This is a genomic window from Arthrobacter sp. MDT2-34-1 (assembly GCF_059091365.1).
Genome location: NZ_JBNHGO010000001.1, coordinates 605339 through 631361, shown reverse-complemented (window position 1 = coordinate 631361; position 26023 = coordinate 605339). Strand labels below are relative to the sequence as shown.

The 26023-nt window shown below is 61.5% G+C and carries 16 protein-coding genes and 2 pseudogenes; 7 read left to right on the top strand and 11 right to left on the bottom strand.

Annotated features, from left to right (window positions below; translation table 11 throughout):
* Positions 1 to 97 precede the first annotated feature (97 nt).
* Positions 98 to 1068: pseudogene (locus AC5RVV_RS02875) on the top strand (IS481 family transposase).
* 538 nt (positions 1069 to 1606) lie between these two features.
* On the opposite strand, the pseudogene AC5RVV_RS02870 reads toward AC5RVV_RS02875, so the two are convergent.
* Positions 1607 to 2673 (bottom strand): annotated as a pseudogene (locus AC5RVV_RS02870) (IS110 family RNA-guided transposase); the annotation flags it as partial.
* A gap of 604 nt (positions 2674 to 3277) precedes the next feature.
* Positions 3278 to 4735 (bottom strand): Stealth CR1 domain-containing protein, encoded by a 1458-nt coding sequence (locus tag AC5RVV_RS02865; RefSeq protein WP_493999913.1) that lies wholly within the window; start codon positions 4733 to 4735, stop codon positions 3278 to 3280.
* Between the two features lie 548 nt (positions 4736 to 5283).
* On the opposite strand from AC5RVV_RS02865, the gene AC5RVV_RS02860 reads away from it, so the two are divergent.
* Positions 5284 to 5745: an FAD synthase family protein gene (locus tag AC5RVV_RS02860; RefSeq protein ID WP_493999912.1), complete on the top strand. Its 462-nt coding sequence runs from the start codon at positions 5284 to 5286 to the stop codon at positions 5743 to 5745.
* Positions 5746 to 6058: 313 nt separating this feature from the next.
* Here the strand turns inward: AC5RVV_RS02860 and AC5RVV_RS02855 are convergent, their stop codons facing one another.
* Positions 6059 to 8158 (bottom strand): acyltransferase family protein, encoded by a 2100-nt coding sequence (locus AC5RVV_RS02855; RefSeq protein WP_493999911.1) that lies wholly within the window; start codon positions 8156 to 8158, stop codon positions 6059 to 6061.
* Between the two features lie 194 nt (positions 8159 to 8352).
* Between AC5RVV_RS02855 and AC5RVV_RS02850 the strand changes: the two genes are divergently transcribed.
* Together AC5RVV_RS02850 and AC5RVV_RS02845 are read left to right on the top strand one after the other, a co-directional pair.
* Positions 8353 to 9951 carry a stealth conserved region 3 domain-containing protein gene (locus AC5RVV_RS02850; RefSeq protein WP_493999910.1) on the top strand — a complete coding sequence of 533 codons (1599 nt, stop codon included), beginning with the start codon at positions 8353 to 8355 and terminating at the stop codon, positions 9949 to 9951.
* 173 nt (positions 9952 to 10124) lie between these two features.
* Positions 10125 to 13286 carry a CDP-glycerol glycerophosphotransferase family protein gene (locus tag AC5RVV_RS02845; protein ID WP_493999909.1) on the top strand — a complete coding sequence of 1054 codons (3162 nt, stop codon included), beginning with the start codon at positions 10125 to 10127 and terminating at the stop codon, positions 13284 to 13286.
* On the opposite strand, the gene AC5RVV_RS02840 is transcribed toward AC5RVV_RS02845, so the two are convergent.
* The 8 genes from AC5RVV_RS02840 to AC5RVV_RS02805 form a co-directional block, all read right to left on the bottom strand.
* Positions 13283 to 14488, bottom strand: a complete 1206-nt coding sequence (locus tag AC5RVV_RS02840; protein ID WP_493999908.1) for a CDP-glycerol glycerophosphotransferase family protein — start codon at positions 14486 to 14488, stop codon at positions 13283 to 13285. The genes AC5RVV_RS02845 and AC5RVV_RS02840 overlap by 4 nt on opposite strands.
* Before the next feature lie 42 nt (positions 14489 to 14530).
* Positions 14531 to 17398: a GH25 family lysozyme gene (locus tag AC5RVV_RS02835; protein WP_493999907.1), complete on the bottom strand. Its 2868-nt coding sequence runs from the start codon at positions 17396 to 17398 to the stop codon at positions 14531 to 14533.
* Between the two features lie 255 nt (positions 17399 to 17653).
* Complete coding sequence (locus AC5RVV_RS02830) at positions 17654 to 19555, bottom strand: glycosyltransferase (protein WP_493999906.1); 1902 nt, start codon at positions 19553 to 19555, stop codon at positions 17654 to 17656.
* A 196-nt stretch (positions 19556 to 19751) separates the two neighbouring features.
* Complete coding sequence (locus AC5RVV_RS02825) at positions 19752 to 21287, bottom strand: endonuclease/exonuclease/phosphatase family protein (RefSeq protein WP_493999905.1); 1536 nt, start codon at positions 21285 to 21287, stop codon at positions 19752 to 19754.
* A gap of 318 nt (positions 21288 to 21605) precedes the next feature.
* Positions 21606 to 22226 carry a hypothetical protein gene (locus tag AC5RVV_RS02820; protein ID WP_493999904.1) on the bottom strand — a complete coding sequence of 207 codons (621 nt, stop codon included), beginning with the start codon at positions 22224 to 22226 and terminating at the stop codon, positions 21606 to 21608.
* Between the two features lie 103 nt (positions 22227 to 22329).
* On the bottom strand, positions 22330 to 22626 hold the full coding sequence (locus AC5RVV_RS02815; RefSeq protein WP_493999903.1) for a tyrosine-type recombinase/integrase: 297 nt from the start codon (positions 22624 to 22626) through the stop codon (positions 22330 to 22332).
* Between the two features lie 275 nt (positions 22627 to 22901).
* Positions 22902 to 23225, bottom strand: coding sequence for a recombinase family protein (locus AC5RVV_RS02810; protein ID WP_494001263.1), 324 nt, complete (start codon positions 23223 to 23225; stop codon positions 22902 to 22904).
* Between the two features lie 54 nt (positions 23226 to 23279).
* Positions 23280 to 23420, bottom strand: a complete 141-nt coding sequence (locus tag AC5RVV_RS02805; RefSeq protein WP_493999902.1) for a hypothetical protein — start codon at positions 23418 to 23420, stop codon at positions 23280 to 23282.
* 52 nt (positions 23421 to 23472) lie between these two features.
* On the opposite strand from AC5RVV_RS02805, the gene AC5RVV_RS02800 reads away from it, so the two are divergent.
* The 3 genes from AC5RVV_RS02800 (at position 23473) to AC5RVV_RS02790 (ending at position 25873) form a co-directional block, all read left to right on the top strand.
* Positions 23473 to 23913, top strand: a complete 441-nt coding sequence (locus AC5RVV_RS02800) for a hypothetical protein (RefSeq protein ID WP_493999901.1) — start codon at positions 23473 to 23475, stop codon at positions 23911 to 23913.
* A 60-nt stretch (positions 23914 to 23973) separates the two neighbouring features.
* Positions 23974 to 24354, top strand: coding sequence for a hypothetical protein (locus AC5RVV_RS02795; RefSeq protein WP_493999900.1), 381 nt, complete (start codon positions 23974 to 23976; stop codon positions 24352 to 24354).
* Positions 24355 to 25042: 688 nt separating this feature from the next.
* On the top strand, positions 25043 to 25873 hold the full coding sequence (locus AC5RVV_RS02790; RefSeq protein ID WP_493999899.1) for a fibronectin type III domain-containing protein: 831 nt from the start codon (positions 25043 to 25045) through the stop codon (positions 25871 to 25873).
* Positions 25874 to 26023 lie beyond the last annotated feature (150 nt).

The following is a 26023-nucleotide window of genomic DNA, read 5'->3' as shown; positions in this document are numbered from 1 at the left end:
ACGTTAGGGACACGCGGCGTGGCTGGGTGACATGAAGAACACCTCCGGGTGAGGTGGGGCTTGTCGAGAGTCCCCATCTTCACACCGGAGGTCTTCAATGTCCCATGCTAATGCCGTCCTGACTCCGAAGGGCCGCCTGCGCCTGGCCAAATGCGTGGTCGAGGACGGCTGGCCGCTGCGCCCTGCTGCGGAACGGTTCCAAGTTTGCGTCACGACCGCCTCACGCTGGGCCAATCGCTACCGGAAACACGGCGAGGCCGGAATGGGCGACCGGTCCAGCCGTCCGGCCCGCAGCCCGCGCAGGACACCGGTCCGGCGGGAACGGCGGATCATCGCGCTGCGGATCAACCGGCGCTGGGGTCCGGCCAGGATCGGCTACCTGCTCGGCCTCCATCCCTCGACCGTGCACCGGGTGCTCTCCCGCTACGGGCTGGCGAAGCTGGCCTGGCTGGACCGTGCCACCGGGCGGGTGATCCGCCGCTATGAACATGCCGCGCCCGGGAACTTGGTGCACGTGGACATCAAGAAGCTCGGGCGGATCCCCGACGGCGGTGGTCACCGGATGGTCGGGAAGGCACGCGGGAAGCGGAACAAGACCGGCACCGAAGCCAACCGGCGCCCCGGCTACGCCTACCTGCACAACGCGGTTGATGACCACTCGCGCCGGGCCTACACGGAAATCCTCGAGGACGAGCAGAAGGAGACCGCGGCCGCCTTCTGGGAACGTGCCAGGGCCTGGTTCGACGGCGTCGGAATCGAGGTTCAACGCGTGCTCTGACCGACAATGGCTCCTGCTATCGCTCCCGCGCCTTCGCCGCAGCTCTCGGACCCGGCATCAAACACAAACGCACCCGCCCCTACCGGCCGCAGACTAACGGAAAGGTCGAACGCTACAACCGCACCCTGCTGGGTGAATGGGCCTACGCGAACCCGTACCGGTCAGAGGCTGAACGCGTCGCCGCCTTCGCGGGCTGGCTCCACGGCTACAATTTCCACCGCGGGCACACCTCCCTCAAAGGTCAGCCACCGGCCAGCCGCGTACCCAACCTCTCAGGTCAATACACCTAGCCTCCGTCGCGAATCCTTTGCTACGTCTATGCACAGCTGGACGTTGCCGTTAGATATGCGCACTAAGGTGAGCTACTCCTCCATCTAGGCGAACACGATAGGAAGATTGTTTAGTTGCGAGTACCCCGGGCGGCTACCATCTCCGTTGCCTCACACTTCCGACACTGAGACACGGGGGCGCAGCACCCTACTGTTCGACCGCCCATCGGCGAGTGCGACCGACCCCTTCTACTCCCTGCATCGGAGAACTTAAACCCCGAAGATGCTGCGAAGGCCCTGCAACCGCCGGCGACGTGGCGATTATTCCCGTTCCTGCTCCCATATTTTCGTCGGCGACTTCGCCGCGATCGCCAGCGGCACGTTCCCACATAGTCGGCGAAGCGAGTGTTAGTCGCGTCCACCGCAGGTATCGTGCCTCTGACACCCAAGAAGCGTTGCGACCCAACCAGGTTCGCCGATGTGTGGTGGACACCGACGCATTGCTGATCACAAAAAAGTCCACACCCAAAGGTGAAGTCTGCAGCTGAAAATTTTGGGGGTAGTGCGCACGGGAAGTAGGGTCTTTCAGCGCTGCGAAGGCGGAGAGGAACAAGGCGCGTTTGAGAACTTTGTTGCCCTTCTTCGACGGGTGGTCGCCGCGGATCGAGGTGTCCGATCTCCAGGTCACCGGGGCGGAACCGCAGTAGGAGGCCAGATGTCCTGCGGAGGCGAAGTCTTTGCCGACGATTTCGGTGATGATCCGTGCTTCCGTCCTGACGCCGACCGCCGGCAGGGAGGTCAGGACGAGGTGAAGAGGGTGGGCCTCCACGAGTTCTTCGACCCGGGTCAGCACACGAGCACGGGAATTGCGCAGCTGCACCAGTTGCGCGGCCAACTGCGGCAATCCGATGCCGGCCGCGCCGGTACCGGATACCACCACGGTCTGCTCACCCAACGCCGTGAACACCTCGGCCGCACAGCGCTTGCCTGCCCGCGGCGCAAACCTGACCAGCAGCGCGGTCACCAGGGCCTAACCAGCCTTTCGCAGGTCGTCCGGGGTCGGGTATTTGACCAGCAACTCCGCCATCGCCGGATGACCCAGATGCGGTCCGATCACCCGCTCCAACGCAGGGTGGATCTGGGTCAGCAGGCCCCGGATCCGGTTCGAAGCAGCCGTCGCCTGCTGCGCCAGGTCATCGTCGAAGCCGCAAAGCATCGACAATTCCGCAGCCTGTTCATCAGCTAAGGCGATCGCGCGCAGGGTGTGGGGCATAGTGCGGGCAGCCTCGGCGATGATGGCCGCGTCCCGGGCATCGGTCTTGGCCTCGCCGGGATGCAGGTCCGCGATGCGGCGCATCGCCAGACCGGGCAGATAACCGACCATGATGCCTTCGGCCCGGGCCACGGCGACCGGCAGCGCACCGATAGTGGCCGGCTGATCGACCACCAAAAGCAGGGTCCCGTGCCATGCGAGGGAGGCGATGATCTCTCGCAGTTTCGCCTCGTCCTGGGGCAGCGCCTTGTCCAGCAGTTTCTTGCCGTCGCAGTCGAGCGCGACCGCGTGTGGTTGCTCTTGCCCACGTCAACGCTGATAAAGACATCAACAAGATGGTGCTCTTTGATCACGCCGCCTTAAGACATCAATCCAGTAGGTGCTGGCATGTCCTGCGGCGGCAGAGCTCGGCATCCACGTTACGGCCGCCTGCCGCCGTCTAAGCTCCGGCTGGTCTTGTCCCCATCAGCGGTCCTCTAGTGCCTATCGAACCCCGGTGACAACACCCTCGGATCATGAACTACTGGGGCAGACATCATGGGCCGACAGGCCAGCAACCCTGATCCTTGCCTATTCAGCGCTTACGAAGAAGGTAAAGGGGGAGCCTCTATGGTTTTCGCCAAGCGGCGCCGAGTGAGGGCGATGATGCCCTGGATGGCGTTTGCGGTCGGCCCCGTTTGCGGACATGGTACGCATGCTCGGAACGAGGTTCCGGAGCGGAAGGTTACGGGCGCTATGCCGATAGGAGGACAAGCTCCCCGCGCTTTTGTAGGTTTTAGCCGACGACTTCGGTCAGGATGCGGTCGTTGGTCCTGACTTCAAGGCCGGCCATCGAGGTCAGCACCTTCTGAATGAGGTGGGCCTACACGAGCTCTTCGAGCGATGAATAAATAACGCGCGGCGGCGAATCGTGTGCTAGCCGTCACCTCGCAGGACCGCCGTCCCAACAAATGCTCTCTATCTGCGTATTTCGAACGATGACTGGCATGGGAAATATCGCCCAAAGAAATTTTGAATCACAAATTCTTCAATCGGCTTGGCCCCTGGCACTGGAGCGTCATTCACGCAGAAGACGTCGCGATCCCTGTACTCAAGGGTGGATTTAATGACGCCAACATAGGACTCATCGAGTACGTTGATGTAGTTGTACCTTAACGAGCTAGGGACGGCCTTTCCGACGACTTGTGCATAGTAGTGAAAGAGTTGATCAGCCACTATGTCATCGTGGTGACGAAAATGGCTTGCCCACGTTTGCTCGAACCGCTTCTTAAAGCGCTCTTCCATCTCTAGGTGGACCGACCGCAACTGGGGATGCGGTGTGTGTTTTATTGCCCTAGATACGGTCACGCCAAACTCCTCTTGAAGGAGGGAGCGCATGTTACGTGTCAGATTGATGTGAGGCTCGTCCATCACGCTCGGCTCGCCGAAGGGGCGGCGATTATTTGCTGGTGAGACCTTCGCAAGCCCGCTGGGCAAGAAGAACTGATCGGGTGAAACTGGTCGGCCAAAGAACACATCGTCGTTGATGTACACGTAGTGCTCGCTAAGGCCAGGTATGTGGTGCAAGCGTGAGATGATCGAATTGCTATTGAATGTTGGGAGGCATGACTTGTCGTCGTAAATATCGTCATGGGTAACCAGTTCGATCTTAGGATGGTCTAGGTTTAGCCAAGACGGCTTCTGGCCGTTCGTGACGAGGAAGACCTTTCTAAACCAAGGTGCATACATCTCCAGCGAACGAAGCGAATACTTTAACTCGTCTCGAGACCGGAAGCGGGCGGCGTGATTCGCTTCAGCGTGGTACTCTACGCCTTGTAGCTTCGCCTCTAACCTGCGTTTGGACTCAATCCAATCGGGGTCGTCACCGTCCACCCACGTGTAGACCGCATCGATCGGGAAAGCGATATCGTCTAGCATGCGCTGGTTGAAGATCGAGTATGTCGGATAATCGTCCCCATCGATCGACACGGTTTCCGGACGAAGTTCATTGACGGTGATAAGTTGTGCTGCAGAGTTCCTTCGAGGCGTCAGCACATTAGACGGATTTAAGGAGTCTCGCTGCCAAAATTCTACGTCACAGCCGTAGCCCATGGCGGTGCGAAACTTTGTCCTTCGGTCCTCGAAGAAGGCCGCGAATCGTAGGACCTTCGCGCTCCGGGACATAGCGACCTGGTCGAGGTTGCCGGCGAGGTGCAGGCGTCGGTCCGACACGAGTGCGCTAGAGTCCTGCACGTAAACTGCTTCGTCACGCAACGCGCGGCTAATGACATCAATTACTCGTTCGCGGTCCGTCTCTTGCACCGCGATAGTGAAGCGTGTGCGGGAATCGTTTCTCACTACGAACCACTCGATGCCGGCGGATGACAAGATCCCCGAGATCGTGTCGAGATGCAACTTCCGGATCTGCAGCGGCATGCGCGTACCGAGCGGTCGTCTCAGAACCCCCTCAGAGCGGAACAATGAGCGATCCAGTTGCAGCAAACGCCGTTCTGCTATCATTCGCTGCCGGGGAGTGCGCCGGTCAGCAACGGAGGACGCAATGCCCGAGACTGACCTGCGGACATGCCGGTAGGCCTGCGGTCCAAGTGCCCCGCGCAGGGTACGCGTGACTCCGGACTTACGGATGATCCTGCGTAAGGCCTCGCTGTTGGGGGAGCTCATCGATTCTCAAGCGGAGTTGTAGATGATGCGGATGCTGTCACGTGCGATGCGGCAGGATCGTGGCCTTGGTGCTTGTTGGCGGTTTCCTGCGGCCGCATTGGGTGTTTCCCCGTAAGAGACATGGCTTCCTTCGGTTGTTCCTTCGTTCGCTTGTCGCTCGCTTCGAGACTTGCGGACCTGAGTCCAGCGTTCAATTTTAGCAGCCAGATTTCTGCCGAATCGCTGCCAGCATTACGTCGGTCAGCTCCTACTACAATGGGAGCGAAGCTTCACCCTCTCCCGGCAGCGACACGAGGATCACATTGGGCAAGACAGTACTGACGTACGGCACCTTCGATCTCTTCCACATCGGACACCTCAATATCCTCAAGCGGCTCAGCGCCCTGGGGGATCGACTCATTGTGGGTGTGTCTACCGACGAGTTCAACGCCATCAAGGGCAAGAAACCTGTGGTGCCCTTCGAACAACGGATTGAGATAGTCCGTTCCATCCGATACGTTTCCGAAGCCATTCCTGAGGACAATTGGGAGCAAAAGCGATCTGACATCGAGAAGTACGGGGCGGACGTTTTTGGCATCGGCGAGGATTGGAAGGGCAAGTTCGACGATCTGGAAGACAAGGTGGAGGTCGTTTACCTTCCGAGGACCTCAGGCATATCGACAACTGAGATGAAGCGTGTGCTCAGCGCCTTCGATGAGCGGCATGTTGAGGAACTGAAACGTACTCTCGACAGCATCAGCCAGATCGTCAAGGAGCTGTCTTAGCAACGCCTCGTCAACGCGTCCCCAACTCCGGTCCTAAGACTCCTCGGTTCCCTTCAGGGTGGGGCATGTCGCGGCCTGTGGATTGAGTCCTAGCGCATCTCTTCCTTCACGGGACAGAGGTACGCCGCCGACAAAAGTGCCGGCGTAGATCAATAGGGTGCGGGGGAGAAACGGCAGCTTGCTGCAGCTTTGCGCTTTGCCTTTAGTGCTGACTGACGACTCACGACCAGATGCGTTCATAACAACTGGTCTTGGAAGATCCCGGGTGGTGTAGGCCCCACCACCGACGGTGCCCCGCAGCTTGAGCGCCCCTCTACTGATCAGTTCCCAAGGCCTCGAATATTGGGCTTTCCATATAGGGTGCCAGTGTTCGGGCGTAAGTCGCCGTGATATGTGATGCATCAAAATAGGTGACAACTGATCCCACCACGGCAGGGCAGGTTCCATCCACACAGAAGTAACGATCCAGGTTCACGGTGTGAATCTTCGGACTGTTCAATTCGAGGGCCGCCGTTGTGATTGGGTCCATCCAGTACCACTCGGCAGGTGTTCCAGAGCAGTCCTGATGATTGTCCGGATTTTCGGCCAGGCAGTCCGGAATCGAGTCGATGGTGTTGCCGGGGAAGGGTGGATCTTTGATGACCAGAACGCTGGCGCCGCTATCTGCCCAACGAGAGAGGTAGTCCCGATAGCCCTCAACGGCAGGTTCTTCAGTGCTGGCCCAAGATTCGCCTTTCACAGGGACGGATTGACGTTCCGAGGTGACGACCAAATCGAAAGCATCGCCGGACGTTTTGTCCAACACCCACTCTCCGTAGGCTTTGCAATTGGCGGTCTTCTCCTCCGTATCGAACTCGAGCGGTGCCGTCGTGGGGTTGCATCTCGAGACCAGGAACGTCGAGAGCGTCCAGTCGTTGCGGTCAGCCAGCACTTGCAGTGCGGGAAGCCATTGCCCGGCGTGCGAGTTGCCAACGAGGGCGACTTTGGTGGGCCCGTCGCCATACCTGCAGACGGGACGGCTGGTAAAGGGTTGGTTCGACCAGCACCCGTCCGCATACGCATCGGACTTGTCCTCTTTGGCCAGCGACGGTTCGGGCACGACCGGTGCGCGGTGGGCCGGGACGCACTTGTCAAAGCCGTTGGCTATGGCGGAAGCACCGAGACAAGGATCGCCATTGCTCATCACCGCAGCGAGTTGTTGTTCCGCCTGGGAGGTGCGTTGGGTGACTTCCACTAATTGCGCAGCGCCCACGGCCGTAAGCAGTACCATTCCCGCAGCGGCGAATCGGTAAGTTGGCGCAAGGCTCATTTGAGCGGAGGGGAACCGGAAACGGTCCTCAATGAACGTCTTGCTTAGCCCCGCCAGCACCAGTGTCGCAGCCACGATCAGCAACTTGTCCAGCCAGCTCAGCTGGCGACCGGTGACGTACGGCACGAGAACGATCAAGGGCCAGTGCCACAGATATATCGAGTACGAAACTTCCCCAAGCCACTGAACCGGACGGTTCCGGAGAAATCCGGTGGGGGAAAGGCGTCCTTCGGCAGTTGCGAGGATAACCAGTGCTGTCCCTGCGACGGGGAGGAGCGCGGTATACCCAGGGAAAGGGGTCGACTCCGAGTAAAGCACACCGGAACAGACAATCGCTGCAACCCCGACCCACGCTACCGCCGCCCGTGCAACGCTGGGCAAGTGCCGTGCCAAAGCCGGCGCCGCCAATGCCACCAGGCCGCCGAAACCCAGCTCCCACATCCGCGTGGGCGTGACGAAATATGCACTTCCCGGTTCAGTAGCCGTAGCCGCGATGGAGAAGGAAAGCGACAGACCCACGACGGCGGTCAAGGCTCCCAAGAGCAGACGCCGCGCGGCCAACGAGCGCTTTTCCGCGATCCAGAAGACCGCGAACACGAGGACTGGCCAGAAAAGGTAGAACTGCTCCTCGACTGACAAAGACCAGAAATGCTGGGTAGGAGTGGGGGCGTTCCCGGCCGCCAGATAGTCGACGGAACTGCCGGCCAGCACCCAGTTCTGCACATAAAGTGACGAGGAGATGATCTCCTTAGCGATCGCCCCCCACTGAGTAGGCGGTGCGACCAGCCTTGACGCAACAGCTGTTGCCGCCAGGACCACGAAAGCGGCAGGCAATAGGCGGCAAATCCTGCGGCCCCAGAAAGCCGTCAGGCCTTGCCACCCCGTCGGAGGCCGTTTGACCAAATGAGAGGTAATGAGGAAGCCGGAAATGACGAAGAAGACATCGACTCCGACGAACCCCCCGGTTAAACCTTCCGACCATAAGTGGTAGACAACCACAAGGGCTACGGCTATGGCCCGCAACCCCTGGATGTCCAGACGCACAGCCGCCGGCTTGATAGGCGGAGTGCTGACATCGGGCTCTGCTGCCAGCGCGATGGTCAACTCCCTGAAGTTCCAAGAGCACCAAGATGTGCATTACATCGGGCTGTCATTTTCGCTGAGCGGACGCCCGAGCGCAATGGATAGCCAGGTCCACCTTGGTGCGCATTGCTAAGCTAAAGCAGTCGTGGGCGCCAGAGAGCGGCGCTACCAGCGGCCGTGGAATAGCAGCGGACACTGCTGCAGGAAAGGAGCCCATGCGCCTCGGACTCAAGGGCCGCGCCGCGGCGGCCATTCCACAGAGCGTGGTTGAAGCCGCATTCCGCGCCTTCGGCAGCGGCGCTGGCACCCAAGGCATCCTCCCGTTTTTGGCAACTCATCGTCGCTTGCCAGGATCACATCCCGCTTCGGCCTCTTCATTACCACAGGGCATCCGAAACGTGGACCGCTTTTCGGCGAGGAGCCTGCGGCACGACACGGCCGCCGTCGTGCTTGATGCCTTGGCGCGGGCCAAAGTCGATTACCGTGTACTGCGCTCCGAGGCGGGGGTTCCAGCGGTCGTGGACATCCCGGATGCCCAATGGTCATCGGCCCTGGGTGCCATCGCTTCTGCTGCCGGTACCCGTCCGTTTTACATCCGAGCCAATGGCGAATACATGCCGGTTACAGGAAGGTGCCTACCAGCCTCTTCAATAGTGTTTGAAGCAGTGGGGCACAAAAATCGACGACTGGGCGACCATCAGTTGGGCATCAAGATCGTGCCGCGCGAAGCGGGCCTGCCGGAGAAGGGGTTTTTAACTTCTGTCGACTTCCCGATCGACGCGGTGTACACATGGGTGGACGGCGATGACCCCCAGTGGCAGCGCAGCAAAGCACAGATGCTAGCCCAGACGGATCCTACGAGCAGGAATGAAACAGCGGCAAACGAAGCGCGCTACGCGTCGCGCGACGAACTGCGCTACTCGCTCAGGTCGCTGGATTACTTCGCCCCTTGGGTCAATCACGTGTACTTGGTGACCGCGGGACAGACGCCCCCGTGGCTGGACACGTCCAACAGCCGGATCACGGTCGTGGATCACCGCGAAATCTTCTCTGACACAAGCGCATTACCAACCTTCAACTCGCACGCTATCGAGTCCCAGCTGCACCACATTGACGGACTGAGCGAACACTTTCTGTACCTGAACGACGACGTATTTTTTGGGCGGCCGGTGACCCCGGAACTGTTCTTCCACGGCAATGGGCTGGCCAAATTCTTCCTGTCCGAACAGACCGTGGATTACGCGCCACGTTCGGTGGACGACTTGCCCGTGGACAGCGCGGCGAAGAACAACCGCGCGCTGCTGGAGGCGGCCTTCGGCAGGACTGTGGAGCGCAAGTTTCAACATGCAGCCCATCCGCAACGAGTCAGTACCCTTTCCAGACTGGAACAGGAGCATCCGGAAGAACTTTTCAGGACGCAGCGGAGTAGATTCAGGGATCCGTCTGATCTTTCCGTGACGTCGTCCCTAGCTCACTACTACGGTTTCGCCATCGGTGCAGCTGTTCCCGGGGAACTGTCTTACCGCTATTGTGACATCAACGATCCGTCTGCGCAGGCGAAGCTCCTGCGGTTGTTGCGGCGCAGAGACGCGGACGTGTTCTGCCTCAACGAGGTTGCAAGCACCGGCAAGGATACGCGAAAGGTGGACTCGCTGACCCGCAGTTTCCTGAATGCGTATTTTCCCGTCGCTAGTACTTTCGAGAGCGAACCCCCATGGAATCACGAGCCGGCATCATTCGAGACGCCGTCTCTGCCATCGGTCGGCTTACAGGCAGAGGCGGTGCATCGGCGCGGGAAGATTTCCGAGCGCTAAAACTCCAGCAGCGAGGCAGTATTCTGCAGCTGTGGTTCACGGTCTCCGCCCGGATCCAGCCCACGTCCTTGTGGTGCAGGGATTCAGGCAACGTGTGGACGAAAGTGGCCGACTTGTCGGAGGCAGTAGACAAGCCAGGAAGCGAACTTCGGAGGTACAGCGCGCGATTCGACTTGGCGACTGCGGTGCCCTCTCCAACTGATCCCCGCGAGGAGGGGGAAACCCTGGGACTGTTTGTTCAGTTCGAGGCTTCCGTCAAAGATCTGCCCGGGTTCAGCACCAACATTCATGGGGGCGGACCAGCCTCTATTGGAGAAGCGTCTGCAGGAATGCGCCTCACAGAGATCCGTAAGGCGGTGGCCGATGGCGCGCTGGCCGGTGACGCAACGATGACAGCGTGGGCTTCGTTCGGGCGCTTTGCTGACACCGAAGTTGGTTCCCTGCGCAGAATCACCACTCAGGCATTCACGGTACAACCGTACGTCAATCGGCGTGGCCTAGTCTCGTTGGCGGTAGACCGGCAGCTTAAACCCTACAACGCCGTCTACGTGCACCGGCTCAGCGTCAATGGGGGCACGTTGGATTTGCGGGCAACTCTTGTCACCAGACACGGTGAGGCTGAAGCAGTGGAATTGGTGCTGCTTGGGCGTGAGAGTGGAGCCCGCTACACTTCAACCGCCGTATCCGTGTTGGACACCGAGGCGACCCGGCGCAAATACGGGCTTCGTCGGTACAAGGTGCATGCCCGCTTGGATCTGGGCACCATCTCCAGCCAGGACCTGGCCCGCGACCAAATCCTGGATGCGTGGTTTGCGATCTATACCCCAGGCGGACCAGAGCCGCAGCGGGCGCGCATAGGGCGCACCAGATATGTGATCCGGAAGCTCAGCCGTCCCGGTTGGCAAACGCGTGGAGACAGGACGCTGGCAATTACGCCTTACTACACCTTCAAGGCTAAGAACACTTCCTTCCATATTGAATTATTGGACACCGACGCCTTCGAATTCCTGCTACGACAGTCCCACAAGAGGCGGTGGCCGGGCCGCGGATTAGAGCAAAAGCCAGTCTGGCTAGTGGGTGAACGGCCGTACAAGGCTCAGGACACCGGGCTGCACTTCTTCCGCTACATGCGTCGGGAGCACCCCGAAATAGACACTTATTACGTCATCGACCTGTCCTCACCGGATCGCCGCAATCTGGGGGGGTTGGACCACGTAGTAGAGTACCGATCCAAGGAACACTTCGACGTTGCACTGCGGGCGGAACGGTTCATCGGCTCCCACCATCCGGACTTCCTCTATCCAACGTGGCTACCGCACTTTCGCCGAGCAGTGGGCGGAGTCAAGGTATTTCTCCAGCACGGGGTGATGGGAACCAAATGGATGGTGCCCAACTACGGGAAAAACACACCCGGATTCGACACCGACCTGTTTCTCGTCAGCTCCGAGAGGGAGAAAGAGTACATCGTCAGCGATTTCGGATACCCGGCCAAGGACGTCGTGGTCACCGGTTTGTCCCGCTTCGACGCCTTGTTCGCCGGTGATGTAGCAGTGCGGCGAAACCAAATCCTAATCTTTCCCACCTGGCGGGACTGGCTTCAGCACCCGGATGACTTCGAAGAGTCCGAGTATTTTCGAGAGTGGGATGCGCTGCTGAACGATTCCCGGCTGGGCGCTCTTGTTGATAAGACGCAGGCAGAGGTGGTCTTCTGCCTGCATCCGAACATGCAGCAGTTCCGACACCACTTTGCCGGGGCACCTGCGCGCGTCGTATCCCAAGGTGAGGTTGACGTCCAGTATCTGCTGAAGGAAAGCGCGGTCTTGCTTACCGATTACTCTAGCGTGGGATTTGACTTCAGTTTCCTTGAGAAGCCAGTGCACTATTTTCAATTTGACCGTGAGCGCTTCTTGGGACCGCAGGGATCCCATCTGGACCTGGATGAGGAACTGCCGGGCCAGATTGCATTTGCTCGATCCACATTACTGGACCAATTAGATTCTACGCTGGGCCGCGGTTGCACGCCGACGACTGAGGACATGGCCAAGTCGCGCAGATTCCTAACGTTCAGGGACACCGACAACTGCCGGCGCATTTTTGAGGCAGTGGTAGAAGCCCGTCGCGCCGATCCCGGGTGGAAGAAGGCCATTGACCCGGAATTGGCCGAGCGGTTGTTCAACAGGTTCCGCCGCAGCCGCTTTTATTTTCCGACGATGCGCCGGATGTTCGCGGTGATTGCAAAAACCCCGTTGCACAACGATCTGCTGGTGTTCGAGTCAGGGCTTGGCAAGCAGTACGCCGACAGTCCGCGCTATATCTACGAAGAGCTGGTGCGGCGCGGAGACACTCGCCGCAAGGTTTGGGTCTATCAAGGCAGGCTGCCAAAGCCCGACCCTTATACGAAAGTGGTGAAACGGCTTTCTCCCGGCTACTACTGGTACCTGGCCAAGGCGAAGTACTGGATCAACAACCAGAATTTTCCCCACTACATCCGGCGCCGCAAAGATGCGGTCTTCATCCAAACCTGGCACGGAACACCCCTGAAGAAAATGGCCCACGATGTGGGCACCGTCCATGGAAGGGACCCGGACTACCTTGCCCATGTGGACGCTGCTGTTCGACAATGGACGACTCTACTTTCACCGAGTCCCTATGCAACCAAAGTCTTCAGGAGCGCTTTCCGCTTCACTGGGACGATTGTGGAATTGGGGTACCCGCGGAATGACGTTCTCCTGGGCCCCGACGTCGAGCGACGGTCGAGCGCTTTCCGCCGCAAACTTGGTGTTCCCGACGGTAAGCGAGTGGTCCTCTACGCTCCAACGTTCCGGGATGATCAGCCGACAGGCATGGGACACTTTCGCTTTGATGTGCCGTTCCAATTAGAAACTTTTAAGAAACGCTTTGGCCAGGACACGGTGCTGCTTTTGCGCACGCACGTGCTGGTGAGCGACGCCATAGAAATACCGGAGGATGTCCGCGACTGCGTGTACGACGTCTCCAAGTTCCCGGATATACAAGAACTTTACCTAGCCAGCGACGCGCTGATCACCGACTATTCGTCCGTTTTCTTCGACTACGCCATCCTGCAGCGGCCCATCATCTTCTATGCCTACGACCTGGAAAACTACCGCGACACGCTGCGCGGTTTCTACCTGGACTACAACACCGAACTGCCCGGGCCTGTGACGCAAACCGAGGATGAACTGTTCGACGCGATAGACGAGAGCCGTTCGAGCGACCCTGCGCGCGAGCTAAGGCTCAAGAATTTTGTGGCCAAGTACGCACCGCGCGACGACGGCAACGCCGCCGGACGCGTGGTGGACCGCTTACTGTCTTAGGGCTCCGGCTGTTGCGAGAGGATCCTACCCACGGCGTTGACGAACCGAGCCGTGCTCGCGCCCGGCGTGGTATCGCCGAAGTGGTGGGCGATCAGCTGCAGCTGGTCGGGGCTGATTCCGGCCGCTGCGGCCTCGGCCAGCAGCGACGGCGTTCGTGCCGCCTCGGACTGGTCAATGAGCCTGGTCTTGGCGGCCACGCCCTGTGCGTCGATGTGGGCGCCGGGGTCCGACGGCCTCGTCATGAGCAGGGGCTTCCGGCTGGGAAGCCAATCCAAGGCCATGGCAGAGATATCGCAGATGCACAGGTCCGCTTCCGCCATGGCGGCTGAAAAGTCGGCAGCCGTGTCCACCCGGTGGCCCGCTGGCTCCTCCTTTTCCGCGGAGACGATCATCTTTTTGATCTCGTGCAGAGCCGCACGGTGGGCGGCGAGCCTGCTGCCGGTCCGCGGGTGCGGCCGGAAGACCAGCCGGTAGCGGGCATCAGCCAGGATGGAGCCGACAATTTCCCGTCCATGGCTGGCCAGCGAGCCGTACGCCATGGCCGGCCGGTCCCCTTCCCAGGTGGGGGCGTACAGCACGGTGAGACGTCCGCCGTCGTTCTTGGTTTGCGGGGCAGGAGCGGCGAAGTCCAGTTGCGGCCGTCCCACCTCCACCAGATGGGACTCATCAAACCGCCGCAGGGCGGTGAGGATGCGTTCCCGGGAGGCAGGGCCTGCGATGAAGGCAAAGTCGTAGGCCTTCAGCTGGTTGGAGACCATCGACACTTTGTCGCTCTCCCCGTGGCTCAGGTGCACGTGCACCTGACCCGGCAGGCGGAGGACCGTGAAGTTATCCCGGTTGTTATTGACGTAGAACACCATCCGGGCGCCGGCGCGTTCAATGAATGCCTCCACCTCCGCGATGCCCTTGGTAAGGAACACCGGCAGCGGGGAATCAGGAAGCAGCTCCGCGGCCGTGGCCGGCCGGTGGACCAGAACCGCTACCCGGTGGCGCTCCGCCAGCTTCGCCATGGGAGCGAGCCACTGCCTTACCTGATAGGCACTGTCCGGGCCGTCAGCGAAGTACAGGACGCAGTCGAACCGGTTGCCGGCGTCCCTGTTGGCGTCGGCCAGCCGGGTTCGAACGCGGCGTTCCGTCAGCACGCTGTTGGCCTCGGTGAGGATCCGGGCGGCGAGAGGCTGAAGGCGGGACGCGATGGGCAACAGTGAATCCTGACGTCGGAGGGGTGGACCTACCTGAACAGCTTAGAGCTTCCCCACGTTGCGCCGTTTGGCATAGCCGTCGTTGGTCATCGCGTTCCCCCGGTAGAGCCACATGGCGCCGGCACCGGTTGTGGCCAGCAGGTCCACCTTGTTGTCCGAGGTGGTGTCACCGGGTCCGAGGATCTGCTTGTATTGTTGCCATCCGCCGCTGCCGATCTGCCGCTCGGCGTTGAACCACGCTCCCGAAGCAGTCTTGGCGGTGCGTCCCTGCCGCAGCCAGAGAGTGCCGTCGGACTTGCTGGCCACCAGGTCGACGGTGCCGTTGCGGTCATAGTCGCCGACGCCGACAATCTGCGAGTAATGCCAGCCGGTGTCGATACGTGTGCGCGAGCCATGCTGGCCGTTGCCCGGGCCGGCGTAAAGCCAGGCGGTTCCGTCGGCGCCGACGCCGAGCAGGTCGTTCTTGCCGTCACGGTTGACGTCGCCCGTGCCCACCAGCGTCGCGAACTGGTTCCACCCACCGGTGCCGATCTTCACACGGTGCTTGTAGCCCTCGTTGGATCCGCCGACTGAACCGGTGCCGGCATAGAGCCAGAGGGTTCCGTTGGTCTGTCGGGCCAACAGGTCGTTCTTGCCGTCCCCGTTGTAGTCGCCGACCCCGACGATGGAGCTGTAGATGTACCAGCCATGCCCGATCCGCTCGGGCGTCCCAAAGCTTCCCTTGCCGGTTCCGCGCATCAGCCACAGAGTCCCGTCCGGCTTGCGGCCGATCAGGTCGCTTCGGCCGTCGCCGGTGAAGTCACCCGGAGTGATCACGGTGTCGAACTGTTTCCAGGTGCTGCTGACCAGCGTCCTGGAGTTGTAGCCCTCGGAATCGACCATCTGGGTGCCCTTGTAGAAGCCCAGCGAGCCATCGGCGCTGATGGTGAGGAGATCGTTTTTCTTGTCCCGGTCGTTGTCCCACACTCCGAGGATGTCTGCGAAGGACCCCCAACCGTACCCAACCTTGCGGGGAGGCGCGAAGGTGCTGGTCCCGGTCTTGCCGGTTGCTGCGTGCAACCACAGGGTTCCGTCTGCCTTGGTTGCCAAGACGTCAACGCGTCCGTCGCCCGTGAAGTCACGGGGCGCGGCCAGTTTGGTATAACTGCCCCAACCGCTGGCGACCTGGGTACGGCTACCGTGCTGCCCATTGCCGGGTGCCGCGTATAGCCACACAGTGCCGTCCGGCCGTAGTGCCAACAGGTCGTTGGTACCGTCGCGGTTGAGGTCGCCGGGGCCAATGATGTGTGTCAGACCGTTCCAGCCACTGCTGCCGATGCGCACGCGTGCCTGGAAGTCACCGTTCCCCTTGCCCTTGTACAGCCACAGCGATCCGTCGGTCTGCCGGGCGAGCAAGTCGTTCAGTCCGTCTCCGTTATAGTCTCCTGTGCCGATAAGGAGATTGTAGATTTGCCAGCCCTCGCCGATGCGGGACGGCGCCCTGTAGCCGCCTGATCCGTTGCCGGGATAAAACCAAAGCGAACCGTCGGCCCGGCGAGAGAGAAGGTCGCCATTGCCGTCCCTATCCAGATCGCCCGGCGCGGCGTAGCGCTGAGTGCGGTCGATAGTCACGGTCCGGTTGTAGGCGAAGTTTCGCAAGTCAGTGTACGAACCCCGCCACACGTTCGAGTCGCCCGAGTAGGGGCCCGTGGAGCTGTACTGCCAAATAGCGTAGGAATTCCAGCCAGCCGGCAGCCAGGGGGTGCCGGTGGTGTAGTGCGCGACGTGCAGCGGGTGGTTCTTGAAGGCGGTGCTGTTGCCGGTGCACGTGTTCCACCAGTCCGCGGTGGTGTAGATGGCGGGGAGGCGGCCGGTGCGGGCCTTGATGGTGTTCGAGAAGTCCTTGATCCAGTTGACCATCGCCGTCGGCGACATGCTGTAGCAGGTGTTGCCCAGTTCCGGATAGGGGTTGTATTCGATGTCCAGCAGGGGCGGCAGGGTCTTTCCATCGGCGGACCAGCCGCCGCCGTTGTTCACCATGTAGTCTGCCTGCGCCTTGCCCGACGAGACGTTGGGGATGGCGAAGTGATAGGCGCCGCGGATCATGCCGACGTTATAGGAACCGGCGTACTGCGAGGGGAACAACGGGTTCTTGTACGACAGGGCCTCGGTGGACTTTACATAGGCAAACCGGGCCCCGTAGTTCCACTCGGTTTTCCAGTTGAGGTTCGGCTGGTGGCTGCTGACGTCCATGCCCTGGACCCCGCTGGGCTTCCACTTGGTGCGGCTGAAGGAGGGGAGCGCCGCAGGTGCCGCAACACTGGTGCGTTCAATGTCGAGGACTTCCAGTTGCGCGTCGAGTTCTGCCAGCACTTCCGGCTGTTCCAGCTCCCGCTCCCGTTCCCGGCGCTGCTGGAGACCTTGGCCCATGTCGGCGCCGTGTTCGCCCTGCAGGGTCTTCAGGAGCTCAAGGAGTTGTTCCTGGCTGAGCTCCTCGACCGGCACCTCGACGGATTCCGGTTCGTCTTCCGTCGGGGTCGTGTCGCTGGCTTCGGGGGAGGGCTGGGCCGTCGGTTCGTCCGGGGCGACGGCGGGGGAGGAAGGCGATTGGCCCTCGGCCGGTTGTTCGAGGTCCGGCGTAGGTCGGGTTTCTTCCTCGGTCCGGGGTTCATTGCCGGACGAGTCGCCGGACGCCGGATCGGAGGGCGAAGGCTGTGCCGTTCCCAGCCCGGTGGCCGCGGGGGCCTGCAGCGGGGCGCCATCGGGTGTCGGCGCCTGCGATTCCGGTGCTGGCTGCTGCAGGGCCTGTGCGGATGCACCGGGGGCCATCAGGAGGCCCAGCGCCATCACGACGGCGGTTGCGCTGGCGACGCGGGCAGTGGCTCGCTGGTTTCGTTTGGGAGAGGCTGCGGGGCTGCGGAAGCTGGGCATGGAATGCTCCGGACAATAGGGCACGAAGGGGCCGGGTCAAGAGAGCCGCAACCTCCGGTCAGCAAAGGCGAAGCGTCGGCTCAAGGTAGGTTAAACGTTATCAGCCGCACGGGCGGAAACACTGAGCGAGGGCGCGCGTTTCCACGAAAGTCACCAATTGTTAGCCGGCCGTTAATGTGCGCTGCTGCCTCCCGCACGGCGTGGCCGCCAGCCGGGCGGGAGCCGGTGCGCCGGGATGTGGCGGCGGGCGGCGGGTCAGTCTTGGGGGTTGTGCTTCATCGACAGCGAACCATGCTTCGTGGCGTAGAGCCGGTACGACGGCCTGGCCTCCACCTCGAGGGTGCTGAAGGCGAGCCGCAGTTCTTGGTCGTTCCCGGCCAGGCGGGCGTGGAAGTCAAAGATGTCGCCCGGTGCAGACTCCGGCACCTGCAGCTGCCAGGTTCCGTCGTGAAGGTGGGCGGCTGTCGTCGCCTTGTCGCGCCTACGGCGTACGAAAACCTCCGCCGCCTCGACTCTCCCCGGCCGGGGAGCAAGGCGGAGGATGTCACCTTCCCACCACGCACGCTCGAACAGGCGTTCCACTGTCTTCCCGGTGACGCGGGCCGCGCGCGGAGGCGCCGACAGAACCTGCTGCCATGACTCGACGAAGGTTTCGGCGTTGAACCGGCCCAGGGTCCGGATTGCGTTTTCCCCCATCTTCCGGCGAAGCTCCTCGTCCTCCATGAGGGCGAGGACGCGGTCGGCCAGCAGTCCGGTGTCACCGAAGGGGACCAAACACCCGTTTTCTCCGTCCACGATGACGTCCCGGGGGCCGTAGTTGGCATCGTAGGCCGCCACCGGGACGCCGTAGGACATGCTCTCCAGCAGGATCAGCGGGAATCCCTCCGATTGTGAGGTCAGGAGGGTCAGGCATGCCCCTGCGTAGATGTCATCCGGGCTGTTGGCGAACGGCATGAAACGGACGTGCGGGCGGATGCCCAGTTCGTCGATCAGCGTCTGAATCCGGGTTTCCTCGTCGTCGCTGTAGCCGAAGCCGAACACCTCCAGGCGGGCGCTGGGACGGGAAGCGAGAATCTTCGCAAAAACACACATGGCTTCGTCCACGCGCTTCTTCGGGTGGGTGCGGGCCACCAGGACGATCCGGTTGGCGTCGACCGCCTTGTCTTCTTCCCTTGCCGCCGGCGCCACCTGGGGGATCACAGCCAGTTGGTCGCCGTGGCCGAACTCGGAGCGGATGTCTTCCCGCTGGGCTTCGGTGAGAAGAACCACCGAGTCCCATCCGCCAAGGGTACCCAGGAGCCGGCGCCAGCTCGGGCTGACACCGGAACCAAGCGTGTAAGGGTGCTCCAAATGGTTGCTGTGGACCGCGGCGACCTTTCCCAGATTGGGGTGGCGGAGCGAATGGACGACGTCGTCGAGGTTTTCGGCCGGCAGGTTGGGAAGGTTTTCCCGGAATTCCGAGGTGATGACCGGCGCCTGTTCGCCGGCGAGCAGGCGTTCGAAGGCGAATTTGTACAGCTGGCCCATCGACGCGAAGGGCTGTGGCTCGGGACCGAAGAGGTACGCCTTGCGCCACTGCTTCTCGCCGGGGTTTTGCAGGATGGTGAGAAAGCACTGGCCGTCGCGGCCGATGTAGCGCTGGGCGGTCGGGGTGGCGGAGCCGGGCTGGTAGTCCAGGATTCTTGCGACGCGGCCGTGCTCGTCCAGTTCCCAGCGGCGGGTGCGCAGCCGGTCCGGGCCCAGGTCCTCGACGGCGGCCGGGATCCCGCTGGCGTGGAACCGGACGTAGTGCTCTTGGACTCCGTTGCGGAAGTAGGCGAAGGCCCGGCCGGAAGTTCCGACTGGGAACCGGACGAAGTCGGCGTCGCCGGGCGGCTGGACGCTGGGTCTTGTCTCGAGATCCGGGCTCGGGTCCAATGAGGCCAGCACGCTGCGGACCTTGACGTCGGGGTGCAGGTGGCCGTCGGCCTTCAACTCGGCTACGTCGGCTTCCAGTCGAGGCTGGAAGCCGAGGACCTCGATCCAAACATCAGCGAAACGGCCCTGCTCGGCCAAGGCGCTGGCGCGGGACCGCACGGCCTTGACCAGACCGCCGCGCTTCAGCGCGAGGGTGTTGACCGGGAAGTGCGCGGTCGGCTTCGGCTCAGGTGTCTGCATTGCGGTCGCTGTTGTCCCCATCGTTATCAAGCGGCTCGCCGAGGAGGGCTGAGCCGGCAAGTGTGAGCCCCGGACAGGAATTGAACCTGCGACCAAGCGGTCAGGGGCTGCTGGTTTTGGTCCTTTCTCAACATAGCTCATATGCCGCTGGCTTCCGGGTGCAAGGCCCCTGTCGCTCCGTGCCCTGCGGCCGGGCCTACTTCAGCCTCATCTTGGCGACAACCATGTTGTGGTCCGAGCCCGGGGTGGAGCGCAACCGGCCGGCGGCGTCGATGTCGAGCACGTTCTCATAGGAGACGGTGCCGGCAATGTTCTTCGTGAACACGTAGTCGATGCGTCCGAAGGTGGAGTTCTGCTGCTTCTTGTAGCCGTTGGTCGTGGGGTAGCGGAAATCTGTCTTCCTGGCCGAGGAGGCGCTGTCGGTCCAGCCGCCCTTGATGAAGGCCTCGTGCGGCGCGTTCGAGGGCAGTTGGTAAAAGCTGCTGTTCATGTCGCCGCCGGCGACGACCGGGAGGCTGCGGGTGTTGATCGCGTTCATTTTCCGGTTGACGGTCTCCATGGTTGAGGTCTTCGACACGCTGCCGCGCAGCGGCAGCTTGGGGGAGATGTGGAAGGACACGGCGTAGAACTGCTTGCCGGTCTTCTTGGACTTCAGCAGCACCCAGGCCGCGCCGCGCGGGTCCTCGCCCTTGGCGACGGGCAGGGCGAAGGTGCCGCGCTTGAGCAGTGTGTACTTGGAGGTCTTGTACGCGATGCGGTTCACGTATTGCTTGGTGCCGGCTCTTTCCGGGGCTCGGTCGAGGGCGTAGCCGAGCGACTTCAGGCGGGGCTGGAAGTCGGTCATGGCTTTCGTGTTCGCGGTGCCCGGGATATTGACGTTCAGGGCCTCCTGGAGCAGGAGCACGTCCGGGTTTTTCGCCTTGATGGTCCGCAGGTGGGTCATCTTGCGGGTGTTCCAGTGCGGGGCACCGGTGAGTTTGCAGCTGGCGCAGAGCAGGTTTTGGCTGGCCACGGTCAGTGGCTCGGCGCCGGACACGGCCGGCGCCGCCGGGTAGGCGGTCAGCCGGGTGGAGGTGCGGGTCTTGTAGGCCTTGTTGTGGGCGTAGACGCGGATAAAGCTGGGCATCGAGGAGCGGGAGCCGTGCGTGAGCCTGGTGATCTTCAGGCTCGTGCCCGTCACATTGGAGAAGGTGCGCGGCCGCAGGGTCATGGCCATGTTGTCCGCGATCTTTACGGTGTAGTGGGTGGTATTCGCGGTCCGGTTCCAGGAAACGGTGATGCTGTCGGTGCCGCCGGCCGTCTCCAGGGTGGTGAACGCGCCGGGGTAGTTGGCCTGGGTGGTCGCCTTCAACGTCTGCGACCAGGCCGAGCGCAGGTACTCTCCGTAATCACTGCCCGGTTCCCGGTAGAGCACCCGGTACTGGATGTAGTAGGTCGTGGCGTCATCCAAATCGCCCAGGTAGCGGCTGTTGACCTTTTCGATGACCGGGGCGCCAGCCATGTCCGAGCGCGTGGAGTAGCGGACCTCGTAGCGGTTTGCTCCGGACACCGGATCCCAGGCCAGTGCGAAGCCGGTGTGGCCGGCGGAGACCAGTTCGGGTCTGTCTAAGCTGGCAGCCACCTGGATCTCTGCGCTGACTGGTGCCGCCGTCGCGGGGCCGGAGACGAATCCGCCGAGCAGGGACGCGGTGAGCAGCGCGGCCGCGGTGCGGCGCAGGGGAGTGGTCTTCATGACGCTCCTGGGGGAGTGAACGGTCTCTTACAGGAGACACGCGCCGAAACCCCGAAGCCTTCCCCCGCTCAAAAGTATGAGCTATTTACCCGGTTTTACGAAACGATTCATCCGTGCGTTGTCATCCGGCGCGCCGGCCCACCGCTATCACCTACCAATAGCGGGTTTAAGGTACTCGGAAATGGCCGGCCACCGCTGGAGAATTTCCTGGAAGGAAGCCTGCTTTTGCCCGCCAGAGTGGCATTCGTCGCGGCACACGTAATCGTCGGGAACGAAGTGACGTGGCACTCCGGCTGAACAATTGTCGTTCCGCGCTGCCTAGGCGTCGGTTAGGATCTCACGCCGCAACTGCCGCAGGCTTCGCTCGTTGTGGCGGACGACAAAACCTGCAAGCCGTCCTCCTAAGTCCGAGAACGCAGTGATAGGCGTGACACGGAACTGCCCATCCGCCTTTTCCCACACGAGTTGGGCCTGCAAGGTTATGTTCCGGACGGCACTCCGGGGTACGGTGCGGTCCCTAAAGAATCCGAGCACTCTGACTTCGGAGGCTGATATCCGAACGCCCAAGCGCCAGTTTCGCCAGCCAGCCAGCAGCATCAACATTCCTACGGCAATATCAAAAGCCAGCTCGGCCTCGTGCCCCTCTGATAACCCAAAACGGACAGAACCGGTGCGCATCTCGTATAAGGCCACAATCAGGAACAACAAGACGAACGCGAGGAGGGAGGCCCGCGAAATGAAAAGGGGACGCAGTATCAAGACCGGCTCCGGCACGATGTTTGGCCTCCTGTTGGTAAGCGGTGCATCCGCCCTGAGTAGAGCCAAAAGAGCGGCCCGGTTCAGGCATAGCGCCTGGGCCGAGCCGCTTTCTGTTGCGCCCCGGACAGGAATCGAACCTGCGACCAAGAGATTAGAAGATTCTCTCTGGTAGTTGTCCACACCCCTCCGTTCCCTGCTTTCCCTGTGTTCTCGGGCTTTCGAAGCATAAGCTCCGTAAGCTCTGCGTCTATATTCAGTGAGCCAGCGGAGAGATAAGCTCCACTTATGCTCCGTAGGCTCCGGCGTCAGCGGCGTGCAGCGCGCTTCGTCCGGGGGCGTGACGTATCGCCCTCAATCGGTTCCCTAATCTTCTCCGCGACAGAAAGGCCGAGCCGCTCGCGGTCCTCCCTCTCGTCTGCTGCACTCCGATCATCACCGAGAGCCGCCGAGTCCCGCCGTCCAGTGCATGGGCGTAAACCCGCATTGTGAAACCAGCGCTGGAATGACCCAGAATTGCGGCTGCCGTCACCGGGTCGACCCCGCTGCCGATCATGCGACTGGCGGCTGTGTGGCGCTGCACGTAGCGGCGTACCGGAGCGTGTCCGTGCCACCCTCGACGACGGCACGACGGTCGATGCCAAGGCGACCGGCTGGACCAGCGAGCACGTGCACCTCAAGTGGCAGGACGCGGAGCATCAAATGCACACGCTCTGGGTACCGTCCAGCACGGTAAAGAGGATTAGCAGGGCCGAGTCATCTTGGCGCCATCCCTACGACGTTCTCGACGACCAGCAGCATTAGCCATAGATAACGACAGCACGCCTTCGGCACAAGGAAGCAGGCTGTTTCACCGTGCTACTGCCTGCGGCTGGCTACACCTTGGCAGCGACAGGTTTCCCGGTGAGGCCCTCGCGTTTCAGAAAGCTGTAGATGCTGGAGCGCTTCACGCCGACCGCAGTGACCAGTTCGTCGACCGTGTACTTCGCCGGTGGCGTAGAGCGCTTTGATCTTCTTGGCTTTCGCGTCGTCGATGACAGGAGGGCGCCCACCGACTCGACCCCGGGCTCGGGCTGCTGCCAGTCCGGCGTTGGTCCTTTCCCTCACGAGGTCGGCCTCGAAGGCGGCAAGGCTTGAGAACAGGCCTAGAAGGAGATTCCCGGCGGCCGTGGATGTATCGATGCCTTCAGCGAGCGACTTGAAGCCGATACGGTTCCCGGTCGTACGGAACTCTGGTCACCGGAAACCGGAGAAGTCGGGACGCCGAGCACCCTTGCTGCGGGTGAGCTCTACGGCAGCGGACGCGTCGACCTTCATGTACTCATTATCCAGCCAGCCAAACACCGGGCTATTAATGTGCTCCGAGTTCGGGTACATTCCAAGTTCGGGTACATCGGCCGAATTAATTGACAACTATATTGGGGGCAACATGAGAGCGCGCGCCCTGGCCATAGCAACTGCACTGGTCCTCGGCGGCGGTCTGGCCGCAGCCGGGCCTGCGGCGGCAAAAACCATCACCACCTGCGTCACACTCGACAACGGCGTGAGGGACTGTGCTGCGTTCGAAGTCGATGTCCCCGGTGGCTCGTACGTCGGCGGGCACGATCCCGCAGGCCCCATTCCGGGCCCGGCACCGGCTCCCAAGCCCGCACCGAAGACTGTGCCCAAGTCGGTCCAGACCGTAGCCAAGAAGGTCGTCAAGAAGAAGACAGCGAAGAAGTCGACGAAGAAGGCAGCGGCAGCCAAGAAGAAGACGGCGAAGAAGGCTCCCGCCAAGGTGACCAAGAAGGCCTCACCTAAGAAGAAGGCCACGGCCAAGAAGTCCAGCAAGAAGGCCGCACCGAAGAAGTCGGTGAAGAAGAAGCGGTAGCAGCAGCCCTTAGGGATAACCTTTCGCCATGATGATGACCAAGTCCTGCTGCGTGTCTCCGTGATAGCAGCAGCCCTGTTGGTGACAGCCACGGCCTGTGCGGGAGAGAAGGAGAATCCTTACCAGTACACGCCCACCCCGGAGCCAGTAGTCACCGCAGACGCCGCCCTCGCCGCCCGCGTGAAGGAGAAGTGCGTGGATCATCTACACGCCGTGGCTGCCAATACCGCCCGGGGGACCGCCCACGTCGCCCCGAGGCACTACAAGGTGACTGCCTACGAGTTTTTAGGGGGCGTCGAGCAGGCGATGCTGCTTCGCGGCCGGGTCACCTACGAGGTGCCGATGGAATGGACGACCGAGCACGCTGACGGCCAAGTGATCGAGACAGCTCGGACCTGCCGCTGGTATGAGCTTCAAGACACGATCGAGACGAGGCCGTAGTCGTCCAGAGACACAAAAAGAGCCCCGCTCCGACCCCATCACGGGTCCAGAGCGGGGCTCTTTGGTTAGTCGGCCGGCGTCAACCATGTTGACTATGTTCCAGCTTAAGTACATAAGGTTGACGATAGTCAGTCCGGGCTTCAGGTTAGGCCTCGATCACTCGGCAGGGTGCTCGCCTTTGCCTTGTTCGGGATCGCTGCGACACCGCCGCCGATGCCGAGTGGCGTCGAAAGCGAGTTAGCGTGCCCGTTGCCGTCCCTGGAGCGCTATCAGGGGGCTGGCTCGCTCACGTGTACCTGATCACAAGACCCGCCATGAACCACAACGTCTTCAACGTCATCCTGTCCCAGCCGGACCTGCATGCACAGGTGCGGCCTAAGGTCATTGAACGCCGGGACACGAGCCTAGAAGTCATTGAGTACACCGGTGTACGCACTCTGAGCGCAGTAATAGCCAACCGCCTGATAAAACACGGTTAGCATTCGTTGAACTCGTAGAAACGATCCGAGACAGGGCACCCAACTGGAGGGCGAAGTCGGGGAACTCGTCGCGGAGCATGCAGATCGTGCGCATAACGCCGCGAAGCCGTCACTCTGTGATTCCGGTTCCTCAGGATTGGGCGAACAATAAGCCAAGCTGCCCATTCTTGTGCAAGACTGCGTCCTAACAACTAAACATCGGGGGCATCTTGCGCAGCATCTATCGGACAGCAACGACTCTACTTGCAGCATCACTTCTATTCGGCGGCACCGCAGTGATGGCTCCACCAGCTCAGGCGGCAAGACAATGTTACATCGCCAGCAACGGAGCCGAGGTCTGCTTCGACTTCCAAGACGACGGTCCGGGCGACGACGGAGGAGTTGAAGTTATCAACCCGGGAGCGGGTTCCGGGGAAGCAACGGCGCCCGCCCCTGCGCCGGGTCCCAAGCTGTCCGTCAGCAAGCCCGCCTCGTTGAAGGCATCCACCACCTCCAACGCATTGAGTGCCTCTTGGAAGAGTCCCACCGTAACAGGGAAGCTGGTCAACTACACCGTCACGTTGAAGCAGGGCAGCAAGACGGTCAAGTCTCTCAGCACTACTTCAACGAAGGCGAGTTTTGCGAAGCTGAAGGAGCGGACTACCTACCGCCTTTCCGTCAGGGCTAATGCCGTTTCCACCAGCGGCAAGACTAAGGCGAGCTCAACCGTCTCCATCTACGCAAAGACGAAGCTGAGTGACGCTTCGACGGTCAGGGTCAGCAAGCCATCTTCCCTGGAGGCGACCAGTGCCGGGACCAGTGTAAACGCAACGTGGAAGAAGCCTCTCTACACAGGGAAGCTAACCGGATACACGGTCGTCGTGAAGCAGGGCAGCAAGACAGTTAAGAGCCTGACTACGACCGAAACGAAGAGAACCATCAGGGGACTGAAGAAGAACACCTCATACAAGGTGCACGTACGAGCCAACGCCAAGTCCGCCAATGGTAAATACAAGGCATCTTCCGCCTATTCAACGAAGACCATAAAGACGAAGCGCTAGGGCCACCGTTTAGAAACGCCAAGCAGCCCCGGCTGCATCCACTGCCATCTGGGAGCCAGTTGGCGGAGCACGACGTACAAGTGCGCGATCGTAACGTCATTCCGAGCTAACAGTTACCTGCAGACGAGCCGATATGTCTTATTAGGCGGA